Annotated in this window: 13 protein-coding genes and 1 tRNA gene; 8 read left to right on the forward strand and 6 right to left on the reverse strand. The window is 64.9% G+C overall.

The window, feature by feature from the left end:
* Positions 1–30 precede the first annotated feature (30 nt).
* On the reverse strand, positions 31–465 hold the full coding sequence (locus tag K3148_RS10220) for a type II 3-dehydroquinate dehydratase (RefSeq protein ID WP_221424708.1): 435 nt from the start codon (positions 463–465) through the stop codon (positions 31–33).
* A 24-nt stretch (positions 466–489) separates the two neighbouring features.
* Positions 490–903 carry a holin family protein gene (locus tag K3148_RS10225; RefSeq protein ID WP_221424709.1) on the reverse strand — a complete coding sequence of 138 codons (414 nt, stop codon included), beginning with the start codon at positions 901–903 and terminating at the stop codon, positions 490–492.
* A gap of 180 nt (positions 904–1083) precedes the next feature.
* On the opposite strand from K3148_RS10225, the gene K3148_RS10230 reads away from it, so the two are divergent.
* The 3 genes from K3148_RS10230 to K3148_RS10240 all read left to right on the forward strand — a co-directional run bounded on the left by K3148_RS10230 (position 1084) and on the right by K3148_RS10240 (position 7096).
* Complete coding sequence (locus K3148_RS10230; protein ID WP_221424710.1) at positions 1084–1497, forward strand: hypothetical protein; 414 nt, start codon at positions 1084–1086, stop codon at positions 1495–1497.
* A gap of 117 nt (positions 1498–1614) precedes the next feature.
* Positions 1615–4917: a VPS10 domain-containing protein gene (locus tag K3148_RS10235; protein WP_221424711.1), complete on the forward strand. Its 3303-nt coding sequence runs from the start codon at positions 1615–1617 to the stop codon at positions 4915–4917.
* 61 nt (positions 4918–4978) lie between these two features.
* Complete coding sequence (locus tag K3148_RS10240; RefSeq protein ID WP_247711685.1) at positions 4979–7096, forward strand: TonB-dependent receptor; 2118 nt, start codon at positions 4979–4981, stop codon at positions 7094–7096.
* On the opposite strand, the gene K3148_RS10245 is transcribed toward K3148_RS10240, so the two are convergent.
* The 3 genes from K3148_RS10245 to K3148_RS10255 all read right to left on the reverse strand — a co-directional run bounded on the left by K3148_RS10245 (position 7093) and on the right by K3148_RS10255 (position 11116).
* Positions 7093–7617: a PepSY-associated TM helix domain-containing protein gene (locus K3148_RS10245; RefSeq protein WP_221424713.1), complete on the reverse strand. Its 525-nt coding sequence runs from the start codon at positions 7615–7617 to the stop codon at positions 7093–7095. The two genes, K3148_RS10240 and K3148_RS10245, sit on opposite strands and share 4 nt — an antisense overlap.
* A 17-nt stretch (positions 7618–7634) precedes the next feature.
* Positions 7635–10901 carry a VPS10 domain-containing protein gene (locus K3148_RS10250; RefSeq protein ID WP_221424714.1) on the reverse strand — a complete coding sequence of 1089 codons (3267 nt, stop codon included), beginning with the start codon at positions 10899–10901 and terminating at the stop codon, positions 7635–7637.
* Positions 10902–11039: 138 nt separating this feature from the next.
* A tRNA-Pro gene (locus K3148_RS10255) sits at positions 11040–11116 on the reverse strand.
* 204 nt (positions 11117–11320) lie between these two features.
* Here K3148_RS10255 and yajC point away from each other — a divergent pair.
* Genes yajC through secF form a run of 3 tightly spaced genes read left to right on the forward strand, consistent with a single transcriptional unit; the run spans position 11321 to position 14264 of the window.
* Positions 11321–11644 (forward strand): preprotein translocase subunit YajC, encoded by a 324-nt coding sequence (gene yajC, locus K3148_RS10260; protein ID WP_221424715.1) that lies wholly within the window; start codon positions 11321–11323, stop codon positions 11642–11644.
* Positions 11645–11674: 30 nt separating this feature from the next.
* On the forward strand, positions 11675–13273 hold the full coding sequence (gene secD / locus K3148_RS10265) for a protein translocase subunit SecD (protein ID WP_221424716.1): 1599 nt from the start codon (positions 11675–11677) through the stop codon (positions 13271–13273).
* A 13-nt stretch (positions 13274–13286) separates the two neighbouring features.
* A complete protein-coding gene (gene secF / locus K3148_RS10270) occupies positions 13287–14264 on the forward strand; it encodes a protein translocase subunit SecF (RefSeq protein ID WP_221424717.1) in 978 nt (325 codons plus the stop codon).
* A gap of 19 nt (positions 14265–14283) precedes the next feature.
* On the opposite strand, the gene K3148_RS10275 is transcribed toward secF, so the two are convergent.
* On the reverse strand, positions 14284–14856 hold the full coding sequence (locus K3148_RS10275; protein WP_221424718.1) for a helix-turn-helix transcriptional regulator: 573 nt from the start codon (positions 14854–14856) through the stop codon (positions 14284–14286).
* Positions 14857–14949: 93 nt separating this feature from the next.
* On the opposite strand from K3148_RS10275, the gene K3148_RS10280 reads away from it, so the two are divergent.
* Positions 14950–15423 (forward strand): DUF6456 domain-containing protein, encoded by a 474-nt coding sequence (locus K3148_RS10280; RefSeq protein ID WP_221424719.1) that lies wholly within the window; start codon positions 14950–14952, stop codon positions 15421–15423.
* Between the two features lie 144 nt (positions 15424–15567).
* The gene (locus K3148_RS10285) at positions 15568–16080 is read left to right on the forward strand and encodes an SRPBCC family protein (RefSeq protein ID WP_221424720.1); all 513 of its coding nucleotides are present in this window, start codon (positions 15568–15570) and stop codon (positions 16078–16080) included.
* The last annotated feature ends 1 nt before the right edge of the window (position 16081 follow it).

Here is a 16081-nt window from a genome sequence, read left to right on the forward strand (position 1 = left end):
CGCGCGCAAGACAAGGGGGAGGGGGCTTATTTAGAGCGCGGCGGCCTTGTCCAACGCTACGGCATAGCTGCGCGGGCCCAATCCCTGCACGCAATCGGCTGCCGCCATGCCGACATAGGAGACATGGCGAAATTCCTCGCGGGTGGAGGGATCGGAGAGGTGCACTTCGATGACCGGAACCGCAATGGCCTTAATGGCATCGAGCAGCGCGATGGAAGTGTGCGTATAGGCGGCGGCGTTGAGCAATACAGCCTTCGCGTCCTGCCGGTTCGCCTCGTGCAGCCAGTCGACCAGCTGGCCTTCGTGGTTGGTCTGGTGGAAACTGATCTCCAGCCCCAGCGGCCCGGCCTGCTCGTGCAGCATGGTCTCGATATCGGCGAGCGTCTCGGTGCCGTAAATCTCCGGCTCGCGCGTGCCGAGCAAATTGAGGTTGGGGCCGTTGAGGACGAAGACGGTGTTGGTCATGGCCCGTGTCTTAGCGCGCCCGGCTCACCTTTCCAGCCCCTTCGCCTTTCCCCACTGGCGCGCGGCGGTGTAGCCGAGGTAGCCGGTGCCGAAGAGGGCGTAGAGCTCGTCGGGCAGGCCGCGCAGATAGGCGGTGATGCCGCTGCCGATGTCCTGCGCGGCCTGGGGGGAGAAGGCGGCGAGGACGCCCATGGGGAGCGAAAACAGGATCACCGTGTACATCACATAAAGGAAGCTCGGCCGCGCGCGGCTGGTCCAAGGATCACGCGAATTAGCCTCGGCGACGATGGCGGACAGGCGCGCCTCGATGGCTTTCAATTCGTGCGTGCCTTCCAGCGCGAGCAGCTCCAGCTTGGCCTTTGCGCGCGCTTCCTTGTCGGGGATGATCTTGTCGATGATCGAGGCGATGGGGCCGATGAGCGATTCGATGAGTGCCATTTGTGTTCCTCCTTCCTGCCCAATGAACCATATGGGTTAGCGTAGGAAAGCCTTTTCGATGACCGTCAGGGGATGCCCCGCGCGTTGGTCATTGAAATTTCACACCTCTGCGCTACAGGGAGAGCAGAGGTAAAGGTCCGAGTAACCGCCGTGATGCGCCGATTTGCACCGCTGTTCGTTTTGGCTGCCGCAGGTTCGCTTGCGGCCAACGCTGCGCTTGCGCAGGTTTCAGGCGAGCAGGACGACGCCATCTCCTCTTCTGCAGAGGGCGCACTGGCCGTACCCGAAGACTGGGACTGCGACATTTACTCGGAAGAATATCGCGAGTGGCTGGAGGCAGGCAACGACCCGCAGGACTGGCGTTTTGCCGGCAAAAGCTATCGCGCGGCCAATGACGGCGATCTCTACAATTGGCAGGACTGGCTCGACTGGTCCGAAGAACAGAGCTGCATCGCCGCTGTCTACGCCGACCCGCAAAGCGCAGGCGGAGGACTGTTCGGAGATGGAATGACCGGCGTCGGTCTCGTCACCGGTTTCCTCGCCACCGGCCTCATTGCGGCCAGCGGCGGCGAGAACGCGAAAAGCCCGGGCTGATCCCGGTGGCGCGTCGCCGCGCGCCCAACGCAAAACCAGTTTCCCCGATACTCCCGCTTGTGGATGCCAGACCGCGCGCTAAGATCGCGCCCGAGAGGCAATTCGAGGGGGGTAATCATGGCTGTCGTTTCCGGTCGTTCCATTTGCACGGCGCTTGCCGCGATGCTGCTTGCAGGAACGGGCCTGACCGCGCCCGCCCTTGCGCAAGGCTCGGACAAGGCGGAGGCCAATCCGCTGGCCTCGCTTCCCTTGCGCGCCATTGGCCCGGCCTATCCCAGCGGGCGTATTTCCGACTTTGCGGTCTTTCCCGATGGCGACCACCATTACCTCGTCGCCACCGCATCGGGCGGCCTGTGGGTGACCGAGAACAACGGGACGACCTGGAAGCCCATCTTCGATTCCGAAGGCAGCTACGCCATCGGCGTGGTCGAGCTGGCGCCTTCCGATCCCGACATCATCTGGGTCGGCACGGGCGAGAACAACGCGCAGCGGTCGGTTGCCGCCGGCGACGGGGTCTACAAGTCGAGCGATGGCGGCAAGAGCTGGACCAATATGGGGCTCAAGGCCTCGGGCCACATCAGCCAGATCTGGATCGACCCGGAGGACGCCGACACGGTGATCGTCGCCGCGCAAGGGCCCTTGTGGAGCCCGGGGGGCGACCGCGGCCTCTACAAGACCACCGATGGCGGCAAGAGCTGGGACCGCATCCTCGAAATCGACGAGAACACCGGCATAAACGAATTCGTCGTCCACCCGGATGACCACGACCAGATCGTCGCCTCCTCCTACCAGCGGCGGCGGCATGTCTGGGTGCTGATCAACGGCGGCCCGTCTTCCGGCATCCACCGCACGAATGACGGCGGCGAAAGCTGGAGCAAGGTGTCCTCCGGCCTGCCGGGCGGCGATCTCGGGCGCATTGGCATCGCCTCCGCGCCGAGCGATCCCGACACGGTCTATGCCATCATCGAGGGGACCGACGACACGCAGGGCGTCTACCGCTCACGCAATTTCGGCCAGAGCTGGGAGAAACGCTCGGGCCACATGACCACCAGCCCGCAATATTACAACGAGCTGGTCGTCGACCCGCACGATCCCGACACGCTCTATTCGCTCGACACCTTCTCCAAGCGCTCGACCGATGGCGGCAAGACTTTCGCCGACCTCAATGCCGCGCACCGCCATGTCGACGACCACGCGCTGTGGATCGATCCCGACAATACCGATCATATGCTGATGGGCGGCGACGGCGGCGTCTACGAGACCTGGGATGGCGGCACGCTGTGGCGGCATATGCAGAACCTGCCCGTGGTCCAGTTCTACCGCATCCAGCCCGACAACGCCGCGCCGTTCTACAATGTCTGCGGCGGGACGCAGGACAACAATTCGCTCTGCGGTCCCTCGCGCACGACCAACAAGCACGGCGTCGTCAATTCCGACTGGCACGTCATCCTGGGCGGTGACGGCTACAAGCCGCAGATCGACCCGCGTGATCCCAACATCGTCTACACCCAGTACCAGTACGGCGGCCTCAACCGCTACGATCGCCGCACGCAGGAGCGTGTGCCGCTGACCCCGCAGCCCGAGGCGGGCGAGCCGGCCTACAAGTGGAACTGGAACACCCCGCTGCTCATCAGCCCGCATAATCCCGACCGTATCTATTACGCGGCCGAATACCTCTTCGCGTCCGACGATCGCGGCAACAGCTGGCGCAAGATCAGCCCAGATCTCACCCGTCAGATCGACCGCAACGCGCTTGAAGTCATGGGCCGCGTGTGGAGCGTGGACGCGATTGCCAAGAACAACTCGACCTCGATCTACGGCGCGGCGATTGCGCTCAGCGAAAGCCCGGTGGAGCGCGGCCTCATCTATGTCGGCACCGATGACGGCGTGATCTCCGTCACCGAAGACAACGGGGCGACCTGGCGGCGCAGCACCGCATTTCGCGGCGTGCCCGACATGAGCCTGGTGGAGGACATCGTCGCCTCCAACCACGACGCCAATGTCGCCTATGCCGTATTCGACAACCACAAGCGCGGCGACGACAAACCCTACGTCTACCGCACCGCCGACCGTGGCCGCAGCTGGACCGCCATCACCGCCAATTTGCCGGGGCGCGGCACGGCGCACACCTTTGCCGAGGATCACCGCGATCCGAACTTGCTCTTCGTCGGCACCGAATACGGCTTGTTCTATTCGCAGGACCGTGGCGGCAGGTGGCACCAGATGAAGGGCAATTTCCCCACCATCTCGGTGCGCGATATCGAAATCCAGCGGCGCGAGAACGACCTCGTCGTCGGCACCTTCGGGCGCGGGGTCTATATTCTCGACGATTATTCGCCGCTGCGCACCTCGCCTGCCGCGGTGAAGGGACAGGAAGCGACGCTGTTCGGCGTGCGCGATCCCTGGCTCTATATCGAAGGCGATCTGTGGGGCGGTTTCGGCGGTCCGCAGTCCTTCAACGGGGCCGATTTCTGGTATGCCGACAACCCGCCCTTCGGTGCGGTCTTCACCTATCACCTGCGCGACGGCCTCAAGTCGCGCGCCGAAATGCGGCGCGAGGCAGAGGCCAAGATCGCCAAGGATGGCGGCGACACGCCCTATCCCTCGTGGGAGGAATTGCGGCTGGAAGACCGCGAGACCGCGCCAGCCATGGTCTTCACGATCCGCGATGCGAGCGGCAATATCGTGCGCCGCATGACCGGTCCGCACGCCAAGGGCCTGCATCGCGTTGCCTGGGACCTGCGCTATTCCGCGCCCGATCCGGTGTCGCTGGGCGGTGCCGGTGAGTCACTCTTTGGCGCGCCTGCGGGCGGCCCGCTGGTCCTGCCGGGGCAATACAGCGTCACACTCTCCAAGCGCGTCGACGGGGTGGAAACCCAGCTGGCCGGGCCGCAGAGCTTCACGGTGAAGCCGCTCGAACGCAGTCCCGAAGCGGCCGAGGATCGCGCCGCCGTGCTCGCCTTCCAGCAGCGCACCGCCGACCTCGTGCGGACGGGCACGGGCACCTCTTCCGCCTTGCGTGAAATGAACGACCGGCTGGCGCATATGAAGATTGCGGTCGATGCGGTGGACGCGCCGACCGATGCAGAGCGGGGCGAAATCCGCCGGCTCGGGGGCGTTCTCGCCGATGCAGCCACCGCGCTTTATGGCGATAGCACCATCGGGGGGCGCAACGAGGCGGCGCCGGTCGGCATCATGGGCCGCCTCGGCGCGATCCGTTATGGCGGCTGGTCGCACACCTCGCCGGTGACCGGATCGGAACGGGCCGCGCTGGACATTGCCGAGCGCGAGCTTGCCCAGGTCATCGGCCAACTGCGCGGGGCGGAAGCCTCGATGCAGGCGCTGGCCGACCGGCTGGAAGCGCTGGGTGCGCCCTACACGCCGGGCAGCGGCATTCCCGACCTGCCGCAAGGCAGCTAGGGCGAGCGCCTCGCGAGGTCGGCATGGGCCGGCTTCGCGGGCGGCAGGACGGCATAGGGTGATGACGCGGCAGGACGGGACATTTCGCGCGGCGCTTTGCCTTTCGGCGGCGGGGCTTGCCGCCGCCGTTCCTGCTCATGCGCAGGAGGTCGGACCGCCCGAACCCCAATCGGAGAGCGAGCCCATCGTCATCACCGGCACGCGCATGGAAGCGGTGCTAGCGGACGAACCCTACACCGTCAGCGTGATCGATTTCGAGGCGCTGGAGCGGGACTTGCCGCGCACCGTGCCCGAGGCGCTGGACGAGATTCCCGGCGTGATGGTGCAGAAGACCGCGGCGGGACACGGCTCTCCCTACATTCGCGGCTTCACCGGCAACCGCACGCTGCTGGTGATCGACGGCATCCGTTACAACAACGCGACCTATCGCGACGGGGCGAACGAGTATTTCGCGCAGGTCGATCCCTTCACGTTGGAGCGCATCGAGCTGGTCGCCGGACCTGCATCTGCGCTTTACGGCAGCGAGGCAGTCGGCGGTACGCTCGCCCTGTCCACGCGCGCGCCAGCGCTGTTCGGGAAGGAGGGCGCCTATGTGGGCGGCGAACAGGTTTTGCGGGCGTCCAGCGGCGATGCCAGCCTCGTTTCGCGCACGGCCATCGATTTGGGCGAGGGCGGCAAATGGGGCTTTCGCGGCGGCGTCACCGCACGCGACTATGGCGATATCCGAGCCGCGGATTTCGGGCGGCAGCCCTACACCGGCTATCGCGAGGCGGCGGCGGACGGGCGGCTCGATGTGGTCCTCTCGCCCGGCTGGACCGCGACATTCGCGCACCAGACGCTGTGGCAGGACGACGTGCCGCGCACCCATTCGACCCTTTTCGCCGTGCCCTTCGAAAGGACCGTGGCTGGCGATGATCGGAGCCGCGAAAAGGACCACATTCGCAGCCTCACCTACGCCAAGCTGAACGGAGAACCGGGGCGGGCTTGGCTTGACGATCTCGAGGTCACACTCTCCCGCCAGACTCGCCGCGAGAGCGAACTGCGGGTGCGGGGCGATGGGCGGCGCGTGCTGCAATCCTTCGATTCCGACCTGACCGCCCTCAGCGCTGTGGCGGTCGCCCCGCCCGGAACCGCCTCGGTCATGTACGGCTTCGACCTCAGTCACGAGGGCGTGGACAGCGCGCGCACCGACACCGACCCGCTGCGCGGCATCGTGCGCCGCCGCCTGCAAGGACCGGTGGGGGACGATGCGAGCTACGCGCAGGCGGGCGTCTTCGGACGTGTCGACCTGCTGCTTGGCGAGCGCCTCAAATTGGAGGCCGGCCTGCGCTTCTCCCGTGTCGCCGCACGCATCGGCACCTTCGCCGATCCGGTCACGGGCGAGGCGCGCTCGTTTAAAGGCGACTGGTCCGACCTTTCGGGCACGCTGCGCGCGCAATACCGCGTGGGTGCTCACCGGCTCTGGGCCGGATACGGCCGCGCCTTTCGCGCGCCCAATATCGCCGACCTCAGCCGCTTCGGCGCGAGCCGTTCGACCGAGATCGAAGTCGCCAGCCCCGACCTTGGGCCGGAACGCTTCGACACGTTCGAACTCGCTTGGCGATACGAAGGCGATGCGTTGGAGCTGGGCGCCAGCGCCTACACCACCGCGCTCATCGACTACATCGAAACCGTCCCGACCGGGCGGATGCGCGAGGGGCTGGTCGAGGTCGCCAAGCAGAACGCCGCCTCTGGCCGGGTGAACGGCGTCGAACTGACCGCGCGCGCAAGACTCACCTCCGCCCTGTCGTTGCAGGGTAATGCAACATGGCTTGAAGGCCATCTGACCTCGCCGACGACCGGCGGGGAGGTGCGCGAACCGATCAGCCGCATCCAGCCGCTCACTGCCAATCTTGCGCTGAAGTGGGAGCGAGACACGCACTGGCTGCGCGCCGATCTGCGGCTGGCGGGCCGGGCGGACGAATTGAGCAGCGGCGACCTGCTCGATCGCGAACGCATCCCGCCCGCCGGCACGCCCGGTTACGCCCTGCTCGGCCTTGCCGCTGGAATCCAACTGGCCGAACGGATCGAGGCCACGCTGGCGCTGGAGAACCTGCTTGACGAAGCGTACCGCGTGCATGGTTCTGGGACCAACGAGCCGGGCCGCCACGTCCGCGCAGGACTGCGTTTCAGCTTCTAGAGCGCAGCCTTCTTGGCCTTGCGCCGCTTGGCCATGCGCGGCAGCAGGAAGAGGTAGATGCCCGTTCCCCACATCACGATGAGCAGGATGCCGGTGGGCAGGAACACGTAATATTTCACCCCGTCCGTGAAGAACGAGCCATCGTGGATCGTCTCGATCAGATCGGATCGGCGATAGGCAACGTGGAGGACTTCGGCGGTCTGGGTATCGACCTGCACCTCCCAGCCGGACTTGGCGCGCAGCTTTGCGATTCCGCGATCGACGCGCAGGTCGATGCGGTCGATGTCCGACCAGTCGGCAATGCCCGCCTGCGGATGCTGGCGCGCGGCCGCGACCATCTGCTCGAAAGAGGCACCGGGCAATTGCGCTTCCGCCACCCCGCGCGTCGTCGGCGGCTGGATCCAGTCGACGTCCTTTTTCAGCATCAGGACGATACCCGCGAAGAACATGATCCCGGCCGGCAGGAACACCGCCAGCGAAAGCCAGTAGTGGACCTGCCGGATAAGCTTCTTCGCGTTCATCGACCCTTACCGCAACATCACGGAATGACGCTGCCGGGCACCCAGGGCGCGTCGGCGGCGATCAGCTTGCGTTCGAAGGCAGGGATGGTCTGTTCGACCAGCACCTTCACACGCGAGCGGAACGCCTCGAAATCGGCCCTAGCATAGGCCAGCTCGTCGCGCTGGGTCTGCGTCGGGCCGTAGCTTGTGCCCGAGACCGTCCACATGACCATCTGCAGGCGGTCGAGGAAGGTCGCCTCGCGCCGTTCGTTGAGCTTGTTGCGCGCCGCATCGCCGTGAACCATCGCGTCCAATGCGAGGTATTCGTTGCGGATCGCAAGCCAGTCGGCTTCGAGTTCGGCCGGATTGCCCGACCGTGCGTTCTGCGCTGCCACGCCGAGCTGCTCGACACGCTTGCCGAGATTGTCGACCGTGTGATCCGCCGCGATGACCGAGCGCGAGAAGCGCGAGATGTCTTCCCAGAAATCGGCGGTATCCGGCTGGTTCGGCAGCGCGCGTTCGGTGCGCATGGGCTTCACCGTGAAGCTCTGCGGCCCCACCAGTTCGGTCGTGCGTCCGTCGATACGCTGCGAGAGCGACACGGTGTATTCGCCCGGAGGCGCCATGAAGCCGGTCGGATTGCCGAAGGAGAGGCTGATATTGTTGGGATAGCGCAGGTCCCAGTTCACCCGGTGGAAGCCCTTCTTGCCCGGACCCTGCAGGCGGCGCACGACATTGCCATCGCTGTCGCGCACGGTCAGCCAGATGCCCGGCTCCAGCTCCTGCAATTCGGCGGTGAGTGAGCCGAAATCGGGCAGCGGCGTGTTGCCGCCGTCCTTGATCAGCGGCTTTTCCGCGTCCTTGCGGGTGCCGGCGCGGGTGGGCAGGTCGTCCTTGAGGTAATAGGTGAAATTCGCGCCGAAGGGCGGGTTGGGTGCGGTAAAATAGCCATCGCCCTGCCATGCCTTGCCGTCGCCGCCGAGCGGGCGCTCCTCCATGTACCACCAGGCATCGCGGCCCGCGAAGAGCAGCGCGTCCTGCTGGAGGCTCTGCGCGGTCAGCTGGCGCAGCGGCGAGATGTCGTCGACGATGAAGAAGCCGCGGCCGAAGCTGGCGCCGACAAGGTCGTCCTCGCGGCGCTGGATGGTGACATCGCGGAAGGAGATCGTCGGCGCATCGCCCGTTAGCTTGGTCCACTTGCGCCCGCCGTCGAGCGTGAAGAACAGCCCGAATTCGGTCGCGGAGAAGAGCAGGTTCGGATTCTCGTGATCCTGCACCACACGCCAGACAAGGTGACGGTCGGCAAGATTGCCGGCGATCGAACGCCAGCTGCGCCCGCCGTCGGTGCTCTTGAGGAGATAGGGTTTGTAGTCGCCATACTTGTGGTTATCGAGCGCCACATAAACGGTGTTCACGTCGAACAGATCGGCACGGATGTCGTTGACGAAGGCGTTGGCGGGTACGCCCGGCAGCGAGCCGACCTCTACCTTGCGCCAGCTGGCGCCGCCATCCTTGCTGTACTGGATCAGCCCGTCGTCGGTTCCGGCGTAGAGCACGTTGGGATCGAGCGGGGATTCGCCCAGCGAGGTGATCGTGTTGTATTGCGACATGGCGAGCAAGTCCCAGCCCGCCTCGAAGCTCCACTGGCGGCCCTGAACGGGCAAGCGCAGGCGGTTCTCGTCACGGGTGAGATCGCCCGAAATCGGCGTCCAGCTGTCGCCCCGGTCGTCCGAGCGCCAGACGCGCTGCGAGGCGAAATAGAGGCGGGTGGGCTGGTGCTGGCTGACGAGGATCGGGGCATCCCAGTTCCACCGCTCGATGGGCTCGCCGGGGCGCGCCTTGGGCTGGATATAGACGTTCTCGCCGGTCAGCCGGTCGACACGGGTGAGGTTCCCCTGCTGCCACTGGGCATACATGATGTCGGGATTGCCCGGCTCGACTGCGGACTGGTGCCCATCGCCGCCCAGCGTCACGAACCAGTCGGCGTTGCGGATGCCGTTGACGTTGGCGGTGCGCGACGGCCCGCCCTGCGAATTGTTGTCCTGCGTCCCGCCATAGACGGTGTAGAACGGCTCTGCATCGTCCACCGCGACCTTGTAGAATTGGGTGATCGGCAGGTTGTCGATGAAGCGCCAGGTGGCGGTGTGATCGTAGCTTTCGTAGATGCCGCCGTCCGAACCGAAGACGATATAGTCGGGATCGTCGGGACGGAAGGCGATGGCGTGATCGTCCACGTGCTTGGTGTTGTTGTTGAGATCGCTCCAGGTCTTGCCGCCATCGTTCGAGATCTGGCTGGTGTTGGAGACGAGGTAGATGCGGTCGAAGAAGTGGGGGCTCGCGTAGAGTTCCTGATAATAGTGCGGCCCGGTGCCGCCGCTCACCGCGTCCGACATCTTGGTCCAGCTGCCGCCGCGATTGGCCGTACGCCACACGCCGCCTTCGCGCTGGTCGAGCTCGATCGCGGCATAGACCACGTCGGGCTGCATCGGCGAAATGGCGAGGCCGATCTTGCCGAGATTGCCCTGCGGAAGACCGGTCTTCATCTGGGTCCAGCTCTCGCCGCCATCCTCGCTGCGCCACAGCCCGCTTTCGGGGCCGGCGCCGATATAGGCGGCGACCGTGCGATGATGCTGCCACAGGGCGGCATAGAGACGGTCAGGGTTGCGCGGATCGATGAGGAGGTCGGTTGCGCCGGTGTAGGGGCCCGAGGCCAGCACGTTCTCCCAGGTCTTGCCGCCGTCGGTCGTCTTATAGACGCCGCGTTCGCCGCCCGGCGACCACAGCGGCCCCTGCGAGGCCACCCAGACGGTGTCGGGATCTTCGGGATGCACGATGATGCGCGAGATATGCTCGGACTTTTTCAGGCCCATGTTCTGCCAGGTCTGGCCGCCATCGTCCGAACGGTAGATGCCGTCGCCAAAGCCGATGTGGCGCCCGCCGTTGTTCTCGCCCGTACCGACCCAGACGCGGCCCGGATCGCTGGGATCGAGCGCGACGGTGCCGATGGAATAGGCGCCCTGGCCGTCGAAGATGGATTTCCAGGTGGTCCCGGCGTTCTCCGTTTTCCAGACGCCGCCCGAACCCACGGCGACATACCAGGTGGCGGGATCCTCCGGCACGATGACTATGTCGGCGATGCGGCCCGACATGAAGGCGGGCCCGATGTTGCGCAGCTTGAAGGCGTCGAAGGTCTTGGCCGAAAGCGCGCCTTGCGAGCTGTCGTCCTTGTCCGATTGCGCGACGGCGGTGCCGCCCAGAACGAGAGCGAGAAAGCAGCCGACGAGGCCGCGCGTGAAGCTGTGCATCCAATCCCCCCTGGGTAGAAGTGCCCGGCAGGGTAGCGATTATGGCACGCTTGGAAAGGGAATTCGCAACGCGTCCGTCGGCGCAGGGTCGCCGTTGGTCGAACGCGGTATCGTGCGGATGAGAAGGGGGAAAACCACTGGTCGGGATGACTGGATTCGAACCAGCGACCCCCACACCCCCAGTATGGTGCGCTACCAGGCTGCGCTACATCCCGAAACCAGTGGAGGCGGCCCTATAGGCGCGGTATTTCCACATGGCAAGCGCCTGTCTTGCCCAATTCATTGCCAGTGCATCGCATTGCTGCTAACCGCGCAGCCCGAAATCGAGGGGAGGGCGACGAGGGGGTCTTGAAGGCCTCGCTACAAGCGCCCAACTCGCTTCCGACAGACACGTTTTACCAACGACAGGCTTTCATTCCATGCTCACGATTCTCGCCGCTGCCAGCCCTGCCGCAGAGCCGCCGGTCTGGCTGCAGATCCTCCCCTGGATCGCGATCTTCGCCGTTTTCTGGTTCCTGATGATCCGCCCGCAGATGCGCCAGCAGAAGGCGCACCAGGAAAAGGTCGCCGGCCTCAAGCGCGGCGATGAGGTGGTCACCGCAGGCGGCCTCGTCGGCAAGATCACCAAGGTGGAAGAGCAGTTCGTCGAGCTGGAACTGGCCAAGGGGATGAAAGTCCGCGCGGTCAAGCACACCATCGGCGAAGTGCTGAACGCGAAACCGGCCAAGCCGGCCAACGACTGAGCGCCCCCACAAGAAGGATAGGCCGCCGCCATGCTGGAATTCCCGACCTGGAAAAAGGTCATGCTCTGGGCTGTCGCGATAATGGGCGCGCTCGCAGCGCTGCCCTCGATCGCCTCGCTGACCAATAACGACTGGCCCGACCAGCTTCCCGACCCCACGGTCAATCTGGGTCTGGACCTTGCCGGCGGCAGCCACATTCTTCTTGAAGCGGAGCGCAGCCAGGTCGCGGCCAAGCGGCTGGAAGACATGGAAGAAGGTGTGCGCAACGCCCTGCGCCGTGCCGAACCGCAACGCATCCGCATCGGCGACGTGTCGACCGATGGTGGTGAATTGAGCTTCCTGCTCGACGATGCAGCCGACATCGACCGTGCGCGCGGCGAGATCGAGGATCTCATGGCGGGCACCGGTCCGGTGCGTGAATGGGATCTGCAGGTCGTCGACGGCCAGCGCTTTGTCCTCACGCCGACCGAGGCGGGTCTCGACAACGCCGTGGACGCCGCCATGGAGGGCGCGCTGCGCACCATCGGTATCCGTGTCGACGAATTGGGCACGCGCGAGCCGACCATCCTGCGCCAGGGTGACACCCGCATCGTGGTGCAGGTCCCCGGCCTGCAGGATCCCGACGCGCTCAAGGCCCTGCTCGGCAAGACCGCCAAGCTCGAATTCAAGCTCGTCGAACGCGATGCCTCGGCCGAGGAAGTCCAGCGCGGCTTCGTTCCGGGCGGCGAGGTCTATCCCTATGCCGACACCGACACCTATCAGGGTACCGGCGTCGTCGTTCAACGCCTTGGCGGGATCGACGGCGAGACGCTGACCGGCGCGATCCAGACTTTCGACAGCCAGACCAACGAGCCGGTCGTTTCGATCACCTTCAATCCCGAAGGCGGAACCCGCTTCAGGACTATGACGACCAAATACACCGGTCGCCAGTTCGCCATCATCCTCGATGGCGAAGTGATCTCGGCCCCCGTCATGCGCGAGCCGATCGTCAACGGCCAGTCGCAGATCAGCGGCAGCTTCACGACCGAAAGCGCCAACGAGCTCGCAATCCAGCTGCGTTCGGGCGCGCTGCCGGTCGACCTTGCCGTCGTCGAAGAACGCACCGTCGGGCCGGACCTTGGCGCCGATTCGATCAAGCAGGGCCTGCTCGCCATGGGTATCGGCACGCTACTGGTCATGGTGCTGATGATCGTCACCTATGGCCGCTTCGGTATCTATTCCACCGTGGCGCTGGTCATCAACGTGATGATGCTGCTCGGCATCATGGCGATGCTGGGTGCGACGCTGACGCTGCCGGGTATTGCGGGCTTCGTGCTGACCATCGGTGCGGCGGTCGACGCCAACGTGCTCATCAACGAGCGTATCCGCGAAGAACGCAAGCGCGGACGGCGCGTGATGGCGGCGGTCGAGAACGGCTACAAGGAAGCGAGCCGCGCCATTTACGACGCCAACATCACCAACTTCATCGCCGGTGTGCTGCTGTTCCAGTTCGGCTCCGGCCCGATCAAGGGCTTTGCGGTCGTGCTGGTGGTGGGCCTGTTCACCTCGGTCTTTACCGCCGTACCGCTGACCCGGATGTGGGTGGCGGGCTGGCTGCGCAAAGCGCGGCCTTCGGACCTGAACATTTAAGGAGGACGGACCCATGAAACTTCTCAAGCTCGTCCCCGACGACACCAACATCAAGTTCCTCAAGTGGCGCGTGCCCTTCTTCGTGGTCAGCCTGCTGCTGATCGCGGCGAGCTGGGCACTGGTGATGACCAAGGGCCTCAACTACGGCGTTGATTTCGCCGGTGGCCTTGAGGTCCGCGCGACCTTTACCGAGCGTTCGGAAGCGCCGGTCTCGGAGCTGCGTTCCGACATCGAAGGCTTGGGCTATGGCTCGCCGGTCGTTCAGCGCTTCGGCGAGGACAACCAGGTCTCCATCCGCGTGCGCCTGCCCGACGAAGTCTCGGCCGATAACGAGGCCGCGCAGGCTGCCGCCAACGCGGTGGTGCAGGAATTGCAGGGCAAGTATCCCGACTTCCGCCTCGACGGGAACGACAACGTGTCGGGCAAGGTCTCCGGCGAATTCCGGGAGGATGCGGTCTTCGCGCTCGTCCTCGCCATGCTGGGCGTTGCGCTCTACATCTGGATCCGCTTCGAATGGCAGTTCGGCGTGGGAGGTCTCTTCGCATTGTTCCACGACGTGTCGCTGACGCTGGGTATGTTCAGCCTGTTCCAGCTCGAATTCAGCCTCCAGATCATCGCCGCCATCCTGGCGATCATCGGCTACTCGCTGAACGATACGATCGTCGTCTACGACCGTATCCGCGAGAACCTGAAGAAGTATCGCAAGATGCCGCTGCCCGAACTGCTCGACCTTTCGGTCAACGAGACGCTGGCGCGTACGGTGATGACCTCGCTGACGCTGCTCGTGGCGCTGATCCCGCTGCTGCTGTTCGGTCCGGCTAGCCTCTTCGGTCTGACCGCCGCGATCACGCTGGGAATCTTTGTGGGTACCTACAGCTCCATCTACATGGCCGCGCCGCTGCTGGTGTGGATGGGCGTGACCTCGAACAGCTTCATCCCGGAAGAAACGGTCGCCGACCGCCAGGAAAAGAAGCTGCGCGGCGAAGTCTGATAAAGCGCGTCCGCCGCTTTTAGAGGCGGCGGACCAGCATCTCCGCAACGCCGATCCACGCCGGATTATCGACGACCTGCTGTTTCTCGCCATGGCCCGGTGGCAGCAGGCCGACGAGATTGCCCTGCCGGTCGATCAACCGGCCGAAGGCGAAACGTCCGCCCTTTTTCGGCACCAGCACATCGCGATTGACCGCGCGCGCGGCCTCTTCCGGCGGTAGCTGGCGCAGCCATAGCTGGTCGCCCGGGCGGTATTCGCCATGCGGGTAATCGATGGTGAGCACCACCAGCGCGCCGTCGCCGCCAAGATCGGTGGCAAGGATCGCATCACGCGTGGAGGGCAGGGCCTCGGGGCCCGCCTGGCCGAGCGTGGCGACCACCTGCGGGTGGCCCGCTTTCTCGGAGCGGACCAGCATCTCCGGTTCGACCCCAAGGGCAGCGCCAATCCGCTCCATCCATTTGAGCGAGAGGTTGCGCATTCCCGTTTCCAACCGCCCGACCGTCTGCGGCGTGGTGGGCGGATCGCAGGCGTCGGCCAGATCGGCGAGGGTCATGCCCTTCTGCTTGCGAATGTCGCGGATGCGGTTGATCACGGCATTTCCCTGAATAACCAAAGTGGTAAAAAGAGCTTTCCTACACTAACCGACAAATTGCAAGGCCCTCTCCTGCCAAGGAGGAGACGAGCGATGCGCAGGGAACTGGTCGAACGCGAACTGACCGAAGTCGGACCGAAGCGTACCGGTTCGGCGCGGGGAAAGAGAAGAACCGTTACGGTCAATCTTGCGGAGAGCCCGCTGACATGGCTCCACGCGCGCGGCCATCTCGACGATCGGCAGTTCGACGCGGGCGAGCGCCTCCGCGCGGATTACGAGCGCGCGCAGTTGGCGCCCTCCATCACCATGAACTGGGACCCGGTGCGAGTCGACGGAGGCGGTGGCGACGGCTTGACGCCATCGGAACGCCAGATAGCGGCCAAGGCCCGGTTCGACGGCGCCATGGCCGAGGCGGGCAGCGGACTGAAAGACATCCTCTGGCGGGTCGCTTGCGCTTGTGAAGGGCTGCCCGAGGCCGAGAAGGGGCTGGGCTGGCCCGCCCGCAGCGGCAAGCTGGTGCTGAAGCTGGCACTCGACCGGGTGGCCGATTTCTACCGGATCAGGTGACGCAGGCTACTTGTGCCTGATCCGCGTTACACGTGGTCCGTGCTGTGGGACCGGATCAGGTCTTGGCTGACGAGGGGGCTTGACCAATTCGACATTTGGAAGACGATGTGCATCGTTGAGATCGCAACGGCGGGAGATTGCGGGATGTTCGGATTGTTCAAGAAGAAGATGGCGCCCCAGGAGCCTGTCGAATTGACTGCGGTCGTACCGGTCGACGCCACGCCGGAGCGGTTCTTCGAACTGGTCGATTTTTCCGATCCAGCCAATGCGAAACGCGAATTGGGCCACGAAGTGCGCCAGACAGGCGATGGCAATTTCGTGCTGGTCATGAGTTTCATGCCCGATCTCCACTTTCCGATCACCGTCGAAAAATGCGAGCGGCCGGTGCATTACGCCTATTCCACTGTGATGCCCGAGGGCGTGGGTAATCTGATGCGGAGCGAGGAATCCTATCAGATCGAAACGAACGAAGATGGCGGCTGCATCGTCGTAATGACGATGAAGGCCGAGTTGCGGCCCGGCCTGACCATGCAGGAGTACGATCGTGAACTCGATCTCCTCACGATGTCGCTGCAAAATTCGATGGCCAAGATGAAGGTCCACGCTGAAGGAGGCATCGAGGACGTGCGCGAATTCGAGCGTCAGCAGGCGGGATAAT

The sequence above is a fragment of the Qipengyuania aurantiaca genome (assembly GCF_019711375.1).
Taxonomy (GTDB): domain Bacteria; phylum Pseudomonadota; class Alphaproteobacteria; order Sphingomonadales; family Sphingomonadaceae; genus Qipengyuania; species Qipengyuania aurantiaca.